Source organism: Rhodococcus sp. NPDC059968, from assembly GCF_042738615.1.
Taxonomy (GTDB): Bacteria; Actinomycetota; Actinomycetes; order Mycobacteriales; family Mycobacteriaceae; genus Rhodococcus_F.
In genome coordinates this window covers 1-12,419 of the sequence record NZ_JBHWUE010000041.1, presented here as the reverse complement: position 1 = coordinate 12,419, position 12,419 = coordinate 1, and the positions used below count along the sequence as shown (strand labels likewise).

At 67.5% G+C, this 12,419-nt stretch carries 10 protein-coding genes and 2 pseudogenes; 3 read left to right on the top strand and 9 right to left on the bottom strand.

Features of this window, described 5'->3' with window-relative positions; genetic code table 11:
• Positions 1-666: 666 nt before the first annotated feature.
• The 6 genes from ACFWAY_RS28355 to ACFWAY_RS28330 are packed head-to-tail and all read right to left on the bottom strand — an operon-like array spanning position 667 to position 8,780.
• A complete protein-coding gene (locus ACFWAY_RS28355; protein ID WP_378512950.1) occupies positions 667-2,610 on the bottom strand; it encodes an acetoacetate--CoA ligase in 1,944 nt (647 codons plus the stop codon).
• Positions 2,611-2,658: 48 nt separating this feature from the next.
• The gene (locus tag ACFWAY_RS28350; RefSeq protein WP_378512949.1) at positions 2,659-3,504 is read right to left on the bottom strand and encodes an HpcH/HpaI aldolase/citrate lyase family protein; all 846 of its coding nucleotides are present in this window, start codon (positions 3,502-3,504) and stop codon (positions 2,659-2,661) included.
• Positions 3,501-3,986, bottom strand: coding sequence for a MaoC family dehydratase (locus tag ACFWAY_RS28345; RefSeq protein WP_378512948.1), 486 nt, complete (start codon positions 3,984-3,986; stop codon positions 3,501-3,503). The genes ACFWAY_RS28350 and ACFWAY_RS28345 overlap by 4 nt, the downstream gene beginning before the upstream one ends.
• Complete coding sequence (locus ACFWAY_RS28340) at positions 3,983-5,143, bottom strand: acyl-CoA dehydrogenase family protein (RefSeq protein ID WP_378451931.1); 1,161 nt, start codon at positions 5,141-5,143, stop codon at positions 3,983-3,985. The genes ACFWAY_RS28345 and ACFWAY_RS28340 overlap by 4 nt, the downstream gene beginning before the upstream one ends.
• The gene (locus ACFWAY_RS28335; RefSeq protein ID WP_378512978.1) at positions 5,140-7,149 is read right to left on the bottom strand and encodes an acetyl-CoA carboxylase biotin carboxylase subunit; all 2,010 of its coding nucleotides are present in this window, start codon (positions 7,147-7,149) and stop codon (positions 5,140-5,142) included. The genes ACFWAY_RS28340 and ACFWAY_RS28335 overlap by 4 nt, the downstream gene beginning before the upstream one ends.
• 14 nt (positions 7,150-7,163) lie before the next feature.
• The gene (locus tag ACFWAY_RS28330) at positions 7,164-8,780 is read right to left on the bottom strand and encodes a carboxyl transferase domain-containing protein (RefSeq protein ID WP_378512947.1); all 1,617 of its coding nucleotides are present in this window, start codon (positions 8,778-8,780) and stop codon (positions 7,164-7,166) included.
• 115 nt (positions 8,781-8,895) lie between these two features.
• Here ACFWAY_RS28330 and ACFWAY_RS28325 point away from each other — a divergent pair, with 115 nt between their 5' ends.
• Positions 8,896-9,501, top strand: a complete 606-nt coding sequence (locus ACFWAY_RS28325) for a TetR/AcrR family transcriptional regulator (protein ID WP_378455280.1) — start codon at positions 8,896-8,898, stop codon at positions 9,499-9,501.
• A 107-nt stretch (positions 9,502-9,608) separates the two neighbouring features.
• Here ACFWAY_RS28325 and ACFWAY_RS28320 read toward each other — a convergent pair whose 3' ends face one another.
• From ACFWAY_RS28320 to ACFWAY_RS28310, 3 genes and pseudogenes are all read right to left on the bottom strand, one after another.
• Positions 9,609-9,878: a GlsB/YeaQ/YmgE family stress response membrane protein gene (locus ACFWAY_RS28320; RefSeq protein ID WP_005239513.1), complete on the bottom strand. Its 270-nt coding sequence runs from the start codon at positions 9,876-9,878 to the stop codon at positions 9,609-9,611.
• Between the two features lie 148 nt (positions 9,879-10,026).
• On the bottom strand, positions 10,027-10,653 hold the full coding sequence (locus tag ACFWAY_RS28315; protein WP_378512946.1) for a response regulator: 627 nt from the start codon (positions 10,651-10,653) through the stop codon (positions 10,027-10,029).
• Positions 10,650-11,147, bottom strand: a pseudogene (locus ACFWAY_RS28310) (sensor histidine kinase); the annotation flags it as partial. The gene ACFWAY_RS28315 and the pseudogene ACFWAY_RS28310, both read right to left, overlap by 4 nt.
• A 250-nt stretch (positions 11,148-11,397) precedes the next feature.
• On the opposite strand from ACFWAY_RS28310, the gene ACFWAY_RS28305 reads away from it, so the two are divergent.
• Together ACFWAY_RS28305 and ACFWAY_RS28300 are read left to right on the top strand one after the other, a co-directional pair.
• The gene (locus ACFWAY_RS28305; RefSeq protein ID WP_378512945.1) at positions 11,398-11,640 is read left to right on the top strand and encodes a recombinase family protein; all 243 of its coding nucleotides are present in this window, start codon (positions 11,398-11,400) and stop codon (positions 11,638-11,640) included.
• A gap of 152 nt (positions 11,641-11,792) precedes the next feature.
• Positions 11,793-12,419: pseudogene (locus tag ACFWAY_RS28300) on the top strand (transposase); the annotation flags it as partial.

The following is a 12,419-nucleotide window of genomic DNA, read 5'->3' as shown; positions in this document are numbered from 1 at the left end:
GATCTTCGACGCGCACATATTCAACAGGCCGAACCACATTCCGGGCACTGCGTCCAGCCAGAACGCGGATACCGTACCGAGAGTCGGAATTTCGCTAGGTGTACAACTGTCGTATCCAGTTTCATGTCCCGCCTCCCGACTGTTATCCGTGCACGGTGCAGCCGATCTGATGATCGACTGCGGCGTTGAACACTCCCTGCCCCCCATGACCGCAGTTTTGCCAACCACCGTGTCTACCAAAGCCCCGCGCAGGTCTCAAAACGAAGAACTCCCGGGGTTGCACGCAGGGAATAACCGACCAGGTCCGTCGCGCATCCGCACCGAACGACGACCTGGACGTCCGCCCATTGCCGCGTGAGCATCCGGGCGCCGTCAGATCGCCCGCTGACCTGCTACGAGGACGCGGAAGCACGTCCCCCGGCGAGGAGACGCGAACCGACGACAACTCGCTGCATCCCAGCATCTGGAACACCCTCCCGGGGTGCGGCACTATCGATGTCCGATTAGTCGCGATCGCTGCGGCGCGGCCGATCGCAGGCAGACGGGAGATTTCTCACATTCGCCGACACGGGACCGGCGGGGCGCTCGTCCCTACCGGAGGATAACCAAAGTAAGACTAACCTAATTGTCGTCGCTCAACGACACTGCCATCGACCGACTCACTGCTCAGCGTCCGTACCGTGCGAACCAGTCGAGCAGGCCGGGGTCGTCGACGGCGCTGCGGTCCACCGCGCGCCGCGCGTCTGCACCCTGGAAAATGCGCTTGAGAGGCACCTCGAGTTTCTTGCCGGTCCGGGTGTGCGGGATGCCGGGCGCCTCGATGATGTCGTCGGGCACATGCCGGGGAGAGGCCTGCTCACGAATCGCTCCGCGGATACGCTGCTTCAGCGCGTTGTCGAGTTCCACCCCCTCCGACAGGACCACGAACAGTGGCATCCAGTATCCGCCGTCCGCCAGATCGACACCGACGACGAGCGCTTCGGCAACTTCCGGCAGCTTCTCCACCACCTGGTAGATGTCGGCGCTCCCCATCCGAATTCCGTTGCGATTCAATGTGGAATCGGACCTCCCGTGCATCAGCACGGTCCCGCGATCGGTGATCGTGATCCAGTCGCCGTGCCGCCACACTCCGGGAAACACGTCGAAATACGCGGCGCGGTAACGTTTTCCGTCCGGATCGTTCCAGAACGACACCGGCATGGACGGCATCGGCGCTGTGACGACCAGTTCACCCACCTCGCCTCGCACCGGTTGCCCCGACTCGTCGAACGCGTCGACGGCGACGCCCAGACACGGGGCGGACAGCTCCCCCGGCCAGACCGGCACGTTCCGCGCTCCCCCGACGAACGCCGACACCACGTCGGTCCCACCGGTGATCGACACGACGGGAACGCGGCGACCGACGTTCTCGGACAACCACAGTGACGACGCCGCCGGCAGCGTGGACCCCGTCACTCCCACCGCCCGGAGTGCGCTCAGATCGTGCTCGCGCACGGGGACGACACCCGCCTTGTCGCACGCGAGGACATAGCCGGGACTCGTGCCGACCACGGTCACACCCAGACGTGACACCAAGTCCCACAACGCATCCGGCGTCGGATATGATGGACTTCCGTCGTAGCAGACGATGGTGGCCCCCACCAGCAGGCCCGCCGTCTGGAAGTTCCACATCATCCAACTGGGACTGGTGTACCAGAAAAGGGTGTCGTCGCGGCCGATGTCGAGTTGGAGCGCGAGCGACTTCACGTGTTCGAGCAGAACACCGCCGTGACCGTGCACGATGCCCTTCGGCAAACCCGTGGTTCCCGAGGAGAACACCACCCACAACGGGTGGTCGAACGGGACGGCGACGGGCTCCAGTGCGTCGCCCCGGCCGGTGGCCTCCGCCCAGGTGAGGGTGCCGTCGACAGCCGCGGCCGGATCGAGATGCGGCACGACCACCGTCAGGGCCAGCGACGACAATCCGCCGCGCAGGTCGGCCGTCGCCGCGAGCCGATCGTGTTCCTTACCCCCGAACCGGTAGCCGTCCGCGGTGATCAGCGCTTTCGGTTCCAGTTGACCCAGCCGATCGAGCGCGGCCGGCGCAGAGTAGTCCTGTCCGCACGCGGCCCACACGGCACCGAGCGACGCCGTGGCGAGGAACGCGACGACGGCCTCGGGAATGTTGGGGAGGTAGCCGACGACGCGATCACCGACGCCGACTCCGTGCTCGCGGAGAGTCGCGGCGAGGCCCGCCACCGCAGACCGCAACTCGTCCCACCCGACGGAGATGTCGGTGGCGCCCTCCCCCGCGTACAGGATCGCCGGTGTTCCGGGTCGGGCGTTCCGGAAGACGTGGTCGACGTAGTTGAGGGCCGCCCCGGGGAACCAGACGGCACCCGGCATCGCGCCGTCCGCGAGGGTCGGTCCGGGGTCGGTGGCGGACCGGATCTCGAAGTAGTCCCACACGTCCTGCCAGAACGCCGACGGGTCGGCGACCGACCAGCGCCACAGCGACCGGTAGTCGTCGACCCGGACGCTGTGACGCCGTGCGACGAACCGGGCGAAGTCGGTGACGACCGCGTCGCGCACGTCGGATTCGGTGGGCACCCATTGCGGATCGGCGGTCATGGGCACCATCTTCCCCGAGAGCGCGGCCGTTCCGCGCTCTTTCGCCGCCTACCGCGGGGACTCGGACGTGCTTTTCCCCTTCGAATCGACCTGTGAACGGCGCAGGATCGCCTCGGCGTGACGCAGGACCGGCGCGTCCACCATCTTTCCCTCGAACGCGAACACTCCGCGCTCGTCGGCGACGGCGGCGAGAACCCGCGTCGCCCAGTCGACGTCCTCGTCGGACGGCGCGTACGCCTCCCGGATCACCCCGACCTGGCTGGGATGGATGCCGACCTTGATGTCGAATCCGACAGCGACGGCGTCGACTGCCTCGGCGCGCAACCCACCCGGGTCCTTGATGTCGAGATAGACGGAATCCAGGGCGAGCCGGTGATATGCCTTGGCGGCCAGCAGTGTCGACGACCGCACGTGGGTGGCGACGTCACGGTAGCTGCCGTCCTCGCGGCGACTGGAGTTGCCGCCCATCGCCGCCACGAGATCTTCGGCGCCCCACATCACGCCGATCGTGCTCGCCGCCAGCGCGATCTCGCTCACCGCGAGCGCACCGAGCGGCGACTCGACGAGGGCGATCACCTCACGCGGCGCCAGCGACAGCACCTGGTCGGCGGACTCGCACTTGGCCAGCATCAGCCTCGTGTAGCGGGTGCCGTCGAGTGCCAGCAGATCGCGCTCGTGGTCCTCGGTTCCGACCGGATTGACCCGCACCACCGTGCGATCCGGATCCAGCGGGGTGTCGATCAGGGCGACCCGGGCCGCTTCCTTGTCCGCGGGTGCCACCCCGTCCTCGAGGTCGAGGATCACGACGTCGGCTGCCGCAGCCGCTTTCGCATACCGTTCGGGCCGGTCGGCCGGGCAGAACAACCAGGCGGGCCCGGGCAGTTCCCAACTCACGACGGCTTCTTCTGGACGAGGGTCTTGCGGACCGCGATCGCCACCACGTCGCCGTTCTGGTTGCGGCCGGTGTGCTCGAGCGTGACGATGCCCTCGCCGGGCCTACTCTTCGATTCGCGCTTGTCCGCGATCTTCGTCTCCGCGTAGAGCGTGTCGCCGTGGAACAGCGGCTTCGGGAAACTGATCTCCGAGAACCCCAGGTTCGCGACGATGGTCCCCTGCGTCAGTTGCGCCACCGACAACCCGACCAGCGTCGAGAGGGTGAACATCGAGTTGACGAGTCGCTCACCGAACTCGGTGTTCTCGCTGTACGCGGCGTCCAGGTGCAGGGCCTGGGTGTTCATCGTCTGCGTCGTGAAGAGTACGTTGTCGGCCTCGGTGACGGTCCGGCCGGGACGGTGCTCGTACACCGCTCCCAGCTCGAACTCCTCGAACCACAGGCCCCGCTGAACGATTCGCTTCGGTTCGGTCGTGGCGGTCACAGGCCCGCCTCCCGCGCGATCAGCATCAGCTGCACCTCGGTGGTGCCCTCGCCGATCTCCAGGATCTTGCTGTCGCGGTAGTGCCGCGCGACGGTGTACTCGTTCATGAATCCGTAGCCGCCGTGGATCTGGGTGGCGTCCCGGGCGTTGTCCATCGCGGCCTCGGAGGCGACGAGCTTGGCGATGGCTGCCTGCTTCTTGAACGGCTTGCCGGACAACATCCGGGCGGCGGCGTCGTAGTACGCCGTGCGTGCGGTGTGGGCACGCGCCTCCATGCGGGCGATCTTGAACGCGATGGCCTGGTTGTGTCCGATGGGCCGTCCGAAGGCCTCACGTTCCTTGGCGTACTTGATCGACTCGTCGACGCAGCCCTGGGCGGCGCCGACGGCGAGCGCAGCGATGGCGATGCGACCCTCGTCGAGGATCCGAAGGAAGTTCGCGTACCCGCGGCCACGCTCGCCGAGCAGATTCTCCTCGGGAACGCGCACGTCCGAGAACGTGAGCGGGTGGGTGTCGGAGGCGTTCCAGCCGACCTTGTTGTACGCCGGCTCAGCGGTGAAGCCCGGCGTCGACGTCGGCACGAGGATGGTGGAGATCTCCTTCTTGCCGTCCTTCACACCGGTCACCGCGGTGACGGTGACGAGCTTGGTGATGTCGGTGCCGGAGTTGGTGATGAACTGCTTGTTGCCATTGATGATCCATTCACCGCTGTCGAACTTCGCGGTGGTCTTCGTCCCGCCGGCATCGCTTCCGGCCCCGGGCTCGGTGAGCCCGAACGCGGCCAGGCTCTTGCCGCTCGTCAGCTGCGGCAGCCACTCCTGCTTCTGCTCCTCGTTGCCGAACCGGTAGATCGGCATCGCACCCAGCGACACGCCTGCTTCCAGGGTGATCGCGACACTCTGATCGACCTTGCCCAGCTCTTCGAGTGCCAGGCAGAGGGCGAAGTAGTCGCCGCCCATTCCGCCGTACTCCTCGGGGAACGGCAGGCCGAACAGGCCCATGTCGGCCATCCCCGACACCACCTCGTACGGGAACGTGTGGTTGGCGTCGTGTTCCGCCGCGACCGGTGCCACCACGTTCTTGGCGAAATCGGCGACCGTCTTCGCCAACTGCTGGTACTCGTCGGGAAGCTGGCCGGTGGCAAGGAATTCGGTCATGACGCGTCTTCTTTCGTGTCGGTGGTGTCGGTGTGCGGAGTGACTCGTGCGAGCAGCTGGTCGACCATCACCTGGTCACCGGGTGCGACGAGGATGTCGACGACGCCGTCGACGGGGGCGGTGAGTGAGTGCTCCATCTTCATCGCCTCGACCACGACAAGCGTCTGGCCGGCGGTGACGTGGGCACCAGCCTCGGCGCCGACGGCGATGACGGATCCGGGCATGGGGCTGGTGATCTCGGCCTCACCGGCGTGGACGTCGCCGGTGCGGACACTGAGTTCGCGGACCTCACGCAGCATCGTGGTGCCGTCGGAACCGGCGAGCCAGATATGCCCGTCGGTCTGGGCGACCCGGTAGGTTTCGCGCCTGCCGTCGATCACCACGGAGAGGGTGGTTCCGTCGAGCACCGCTGTCAGGGACAAGGTGTCGCCGTCCTCGACCTGCGCGGTGGCCTCCGACGGACTGCCCGTGATCCGCACGTGGTCGGTGCGGGTGGCGGAGGACAGCCGGATGCTGGTGGGCGCGGGAACCCCAACCCGCCAGCCGCTCGGGACGTCCCACAGATCGGCCTGCGCCCGCTCGGGCCAGCGCTGCAACCAGCGGAAAGCAGCAGCGGCGATCAGGGCGGCGTCGATGGCCTCCGCGGCGACGAAGTCCTCGAGCCGTCGGTCGAGCAGACCGGTGTCGAGGTTGCCCGCCACCACGTCGGGATCGGCGAGCAGGAAGCGCGCGAACTCGATGTTGGTGACCACTCCCAGCACACCGGTGCCGGCCAGCGCCCGGTCCAGTTTCCGCAGCGCGCCGGCGCGGTCGTCGGCGTGGGCGATGACCTTCGCCAGCATCGGGTCGTAATCGCTGCCGACCACCGTGCCGGGCTGCAGCCCGGAGTCGACGCGGACACCGGGGCCTGCGGGTTCGACCACGTCGGCCACGAGTCCACCGGTGGGGAGGAAACCGCGGCTCGGGTCCTCGGCGTAGACGCGGGCTTCGATGGCGTGACCGGTGAGGGTGATGTCGTCCTGGGTGAAGCCGAGAGGCTCACCGGCGGCCACCCGCACCTGCCACTCGACGAGGTCCAGGCCGGTCACGAGTTCGGTGACCGGGTGCTCGACCTGCAGCCGGGTGTTCATCTCCATGAAGAAGAACTCGTCGGGCGTGTCGGCGGAGACGATGAATTCGACCGTTCCCGCTCCGGAGTAGTCGACGCTGCGCGCCGTGTTGCAGGCGGCCTCGCCGATCCGGGCGCGCGTCGCCTCGTCCAGCAGCGGCGACGGCGCCTCCTCGATGACCTTCTGGTGGCGACGCTGCAGGCTGCATTCGCGCTCGCCGAGGTGGACGACGGTCCCGTGCCCGTCCGCGAGGATCTGCACCTCGATGTGCCGGGGCCGCAGCACGAATCGCTCGAGGAAGAGCGTGTCGTCGCCGAACGCCGACGCCGCTTCACGCCGCGCGCTGCGCAGCGCCTCGGCGAGTGCGCCGGGCTCCTCCACCAGTCGCATGCCCTTGCCGCCGCCGCCTGCCGACGGCTTGACCAGGACGGGGTATCCGATGTCGCCTGCGGCCGCGATCAGTTCGTCGTCGGACAGGCCCGGACGGGCGATGCCGGGGACGACGGGCACGCCGAACTTCGCCACTGCGTTCTTGGCGGTGATCTTGTCGCCCATCACCTCGATGGCGTGGGCGGACGGGCCGAGGAACGCGATCCCCGCGTCCGCGCAGGCACCGGCGAACTTGGAGTTCTCCGACAGGAACCCGTAACCGGGATGGATGGCCTGCGCGCCGGTGGCGCGGGCCGCCGCGATCACCTTCTCGATGACGAGGTAACTCTCCCGCACCGCGGCCGGACCGAGCAGCACCGCGGTGTCTGCCTCGCGGACGTGCCGGGCGTCCCGGTCCGCCTCGCTGAACACGGCGACGGAACGTATTCCCATGGCCCGCAGTGTGCGGATCACGCGCACCGCGATCTCGCCGCGGTTGGCCACCAGGACGGTATCTATCCGAGTCATTTCAGTCATTCCACTCACATCCGGAAAACGCCGTAGGAGACCGGCTCGACCGGTGCGTTCGCACACACCGAGAGCGCCAGTCCGAGAACAGTTCTGGTATCGGCGGGGTCGATGATGCCGTCGTCCCACAGCCTTGCCGTCGAGTAGTACGGATTGCCCTGCGCCTCGTACTGCTCGCGGATCGGCGCCTTGAACGCCTCCTCGTCCTCGGCCGACCACGGGTTGCCCGCGCTGTCGAGTTGCTCGCTGCGCACCGTCGACAGCACCGACGCCGCCTGCTCGCCGCCCATCACGGAGATCCGGGCGTTCGGCCACATCCACAAGAAGCGCGGCGAGTACGCCCGCCCGCACATCGAGTAGTTGCCCGCCCCGTAGGAGCCGCCGATCACGACGGTCAGCTTGGGAACCCGGGCGCACGCCACCGCGGTCACCATCTTGGCGCCGTGCTTGGCGATACCGCCCGCCTCGTAGTCGCGACCGACCATGAAACCGGCGATGTTCTGCAGAAACAGAAGCGGGATCTTGCGCTTGTCGCACAGTTCGATGAAATGCGCGCCCTTCATCGCGGACTCGGCGAACAGCACACCGTTGTTGGCGACGATGCCGACCGGGTGGCCCTCGATGTGCGCGAAACCGGTGACCAGGGTCTTGCCGTACTCCGCCTTGAACTCCTGGAACTCGCTTCCACCGGCGGTGCCGGATCCATCGACGCCGTCCACGATGCGGTCGATGACCTCGTGGACGTCGTACGGGGTGCGCGGGTCGGTGGGGACCACGTCGTAGAGGTCGGTCTGCGGCGCCGACGCGGGAACGGTGGAGATCACATCCCACGGACGCTCGGCGCGCGGGCCGAGGGTCGCGACGATGTTCCGCACGATCCGCAGCGCGTCCTGATCGTCCTCCGCGAGGTGGTCGGTGACGCCGGAGACCTTCGAGTGCAGGTCGCCGCCGCCGAGCTCCTCCGCGGTCACGACCTCACCGGTGGCCGCCTTCACCAGCGGCGGGCCACCAAGGAAGATGGTGCCCTGGTTGCGGACGATGACGGCCTCGTCGCTCATCGCGGGGACGTAGGCGCCGCCGGCGGTGCAGGAGCCGAGAACCGCCGCGATCTGCGGGATGCCCTGCGCGCTCATCGTGGCCTGGTTGTAAAAGATGCGGCCGAAGTGCTCGCGGTCCGGGAACACCTCGTCCTGCCTGGGCAGGAACGCGCCGCCGGAGTCGACGAGGTAGATGCACGGCAGCTGGTTCTGCAGCGCGATCTCCTGCGCCCGCAGGTGCTTCTTCACCGTCATCGGGTAGTAGGTGCCGCCCTTGACGGTGGCGTCGTTGGCGACGATCACGCATTCCCGGCCGGACACCCGGCCGATGCCGGCGATGACGCCCGCTCCGGGGCATTCGTCGTCGTACAGACCGTTCGCCGCGAGCGGCGAGATCTCGAGGAACGGGCTGCCAGGGTCGAGCAGAGTGTCCACTCGATCGCGGGGCAGGAGCTTGCCTCGGCTGACGTGCCGCTCACGCGACTTCTCGCTGCCGCCGAGCGCGGCCACGGCCAGCCTCGACTTCAGCTCGTCCACCAATTTCGTGTGCTCTGCCCGGTAGCCCTCCCGTGCAGTGGTTCCGCTCAGTGCCATCCTGCCGCCTTCTCGTCTTGACGCCCGTGTCGAGTGAGTTAATACTCGATAACTGAAACTAAGATAACTGTGATTAACTGAGTTGTCCAGACCGCATCCGAGAAAGAGCAAGGCGATGACCACAGACGTCGACGGTGCCGAAGCGCCGATCACGCGCCGGGAGCAGATGAAGGCGGATCGTCGCCGCCAACTGCTCGACGCCGCCGCCCGCCTCATCGCCGAACGGGGCTTCCTCGGTGTTCGCCTCGAGGACCTCGGTTCCGCGGCGGGAATCAGCGGCCCCGCCGTGTACCGGCACTTCCCCAACAAGGACGCCGTCCTCGTCGAACTGCTCGTCGGGATCAGCACGCGACTGCTCGAGGGCGGGTCGCTCGTCGTCGCGGAGGCCGCCTCCCCGGAATCGGCCCTGGAGGGCCTGATCGACTTCCATCTCGACTTCGCGCTCGGCGAACCCGACCTCATTCGCATCCAGGACCGGGACCTGGAGAGCCTGCCCGCCGAGGCCCGCCGCGAGGTCCGGCAGACGCAGCGGCGGTACGTGGAGATCTGGGTGAAGGTGCTTCTGCAGGTGGACACGTCACTGGACGAGACGGATGCCCGCACCAAGGCGCACGCCACGTTCGGGCTCATCAACTCGACCCCGCACAGCGTCGATCCCACGACCCCCTCGCGCACCCGGAAAGTCCTGCGCGACATGACGATCCTCTGCCTGCGCCCGTGAGTACTTATTAACCGCGGGCGGTTGATAAGTACTCACGGGCGGCGAAGCCGCAGAAAGGCCCCGCCCTGACCGGACGGGGCCCTTGTCGTGACGGTGCGATGTGGCGTCTACACCCTGTTCTTGCTCGTCATCGAGGTGTATCCGAGGGTCAGCACGGCTGCTACGGCGATGCTGATGATCCACCGGATCCAGTCGATTCCGCCGGTGTCTCCCTTGTCGAGGAGCCCCTCCCACACCCAGTACCCGATCAGCGCACCGATGATGCCGAGGACGACGGTGATGACCCACCCCATCGCTTGCTTTCCCGGAATCACGAGACGCGCCAGAACGCCGATGACCGCACCGAAGATGATGGTGCCGATGATGTTGCCGACCATGGCCCTTGTCCTCTCAACACGCAATTCATGGTGCGAGCGGAAGGTCACCGCTCATTTCGAACATAACCACCTGGACAGCCGTTCGACAGGGCTTCGGCAAATCGTTGCCAAAAGGTTCACACGGCGTACCGCCGTGAAACCCGCCGGTTCAGCGAATGCCCTGCCGTCGCAGGGCAACGGACACCGCTGCGGCACGGGTGTCGACACCGAGCTTCGCGTAGATGTGGACGAGATGCGTCTTGACCGTCGCCTCGCTGATGAAGAGGGCTTTGCCGAGCTCCTTGTTGGTCATGCCCTCGGCCAGCAGGGTGAGCAGTTCGGCCTCCCGCGGCGTGAGGGCCTCCGCGGGGCGCTGCATCTGCTGCAGTAGTCGCGACGCGACGGGCGGCGACAGCACACTCTGGCCGGCGGCCGCGCCGCGCACGGCGGCGAAGATCTCCTGGGGTGTCGAATCCTTCAGGAGGTATCCGATGGCTCCGGCGTCGATGGCGCGCACCACGTCGGCATCCGTGTCGTAGGTCGTGAACACCAGCACCGGCAGGTCCCGATCGACCTGCCGGATGCGGCGGATGGCCTCCACCCCGTCGATGCCGGCTCCGAGGGCGAGATCCATCGTCACGAGCTGCGGCCGGAATGTGCTCACGGCGTCGACCGCCTCCTCCCCCGTGCCCGCCTCGGCGATCACCTCGATGTCCGGCTGCGAGTCGAGTAGTGCTCGCAGTCCGGCGCGAACGACCACGTGATCGTCGACCAGCAGCACGGTCACGGTCGTCATGCCGCGGTTTCTCTCGCGCAAGGCATCTGGGCGGCCACCACGGTGCCCTCGCCCGGCGCACTCTCGACCGTGAACGTGCCGCCCAGTTCGAAACCGGTGCCGTCGTCGAAGATGTCGAGGGCGACGGCGCCCGGGAGGCACGTCAACGTGACACCCACGGTCTCGGCGTGGGCGTGCCGGGCGATGTTGGAGACCGCGATCTGGGTGATACGGAGCAGCGCGGGCGTCACCTCCGCCGGAATCGCGATCGGAGTACCCACGATCCGGAGCTCCGCCCGCGGGTGGTGGGTGCGCGCGGCAGCGAGCAATACCGCGTCGAGCGGCTGGGATTCCAGGTTGGGCGCCGCGAGATGGTGCACGAGGCTGCGTGTTTCCGCCAGATTCTCGCGCAACGTTCCGGTCGCCACGCGGACGTCCTCGCGGGCCCGTTCCTCCGTCCGCGGATCTGTCTGCGCCCAGATCTGCTCGGCCGCCTCGAGCCGGAGCAGGCTCTCAACTGTTGACGTGGTGTCTAATACTTCCTAATCCTTCCTGTTGCTATCGGATCATGCGCCTCGGCGAGGCGGCGGCATACCTGAACATGTCGGTGGTGGGGATCCGGAAGGCCGCGTCGGAGGGCCGGTTAGCCTCTCCGCGTGAAGGTCCGGTCAGCGAGTCTTCGATCGGGAGGATCTCGCCGTCTACCTGGGTCGACCTACACCGGAGAGTGTTCGGGCCGGCAGGGCGGAAGCGTTGTACTGCCGGGTGTCCGGCTCGACCGGTCAGGAATCCTCGCTCGCCCATCAGGAGAAGATGCTGCGGGAGAGTGCCACCGGCACCGTGTACCGGGCCTACACGGATCGTGGTTCAGGTCTGCGGGAGACCCGAGCGGGACTGAATCGGATGCTCGACGACGCAGCCAAGGGTCACTTCACGGTGGTGCGAGTGGTGTGGCGTGGATCGAGCGGTACCTGTCGGTGGTCGGCGTTAGGTCGAGGTCCCGCGTGAGCATGGGGACAAGTCGCTGGTGGAGGAGCTGTTGGATGACTTCATGGCAGTGCTCGCTTCGTTTTCCGGCCGGTTCTACCAATTGCGGTCGAAGCGGAGTCAACGTCGACGTCTTCGGCGATGCGGCAGCACGGTGGGAGAGGGGCTAGCTGATGGCCGATACCGGATTCACCGCGCTGCGGCAGTTCTCGTTCACCACCCGCCCCTACCTGGCTGTCGATGACGCGACCGGTGCGCCGATCGGGCGGGGCGACCTCGACGTTCGTGTCGGGTGGCTGCTCGACCTGATCTCCGGTGCCGAAACCGAGCTGATCTCGCGGCTGTGGCACCCGGCCACCTTCGATGTCCTGGCCGCCGGATGCGACAGCCACGGCCGGACACTCCCGAAGCACGGGCATGTCGCGGCCGCCCGCCTCGGCTGGACCCCGCACTACCCGGACGGTGTCCACGTCCCCTCGCGCGTCACGCGAGTGGTGACCGCACAAGCGATGGCGACGCTGCGGACCCTGGCCTACCGGGACACCGCGATCACGGCACTCTCGGCCCGGTTCGACCCGGCCACCGGCCGCATCGCCGCACCCACCACGACTGCGGAGTACGTCCCGTCCGGATACGCCCGAGGCGTGGTGCGGCAGCTCACCGCGCGCTCACACCGCACCGCCGGCGCGGCCGAGGATGAGCGTCTGCGGATCACCGACGTGCAAGCACCACCCCAGACCTCGGCGATGGCTCGGCTTTCCGCAGCGGATCGACAACTTGCCCACATCACCGTCACCGAC

Coding starts and splice junctions, on each gene's coding strand:
- ACFWAY_RS28355 (WP_378512950.1), bottom strand. CDS start 2,610: ATGACCGCCGATCCGCAATGGGTGCCCACCGAATCCGACGTGCGCGAC.
- ACFWAY_RS28340 (WP_378451931.1), bottom strand. CDS start 5,143: ATGACCGAATTCCTTGCCACCGGCCAGCTTCCCGACGAGTACCAGCAG.
- ACFWAY_RS28335 (WP_378512978.1), bottom strand. CDS start 7,149: ATGACTCGGATAGATACCGTCCTGGTGGCCAACCGCGGCGAGATCGCG.
- ACFWAY_RS28330 (WP_378512947.1), bottom strand. CDS start 8,780: ATGGCACTGAGCGGAACCACTGCACGGGAGGGCTACCGGGCAGAGCAC.
- ACFWAY_RS28325 (WP_378455280.1), top strand. CDS start 8,896: ATGACCACAGACGTCGACGGTGCCGAAGCGCCGATCACGCGCCGGGAG.
- ACFWAY_RS28320 (WP_005239513.1), bottom strand. CDS start 9,878: ATGGTCGGCAACATCATCGGCACCATCATCTTCGGTGCGGTCATCGGC.
- ACFWAY_RS28315 (WP_378512946.1), bottom strand. CDS start 10,653: ATGACGACCGTGACCGTGCTGCTGGTCGACGATCACGTGGTCGTTCGC.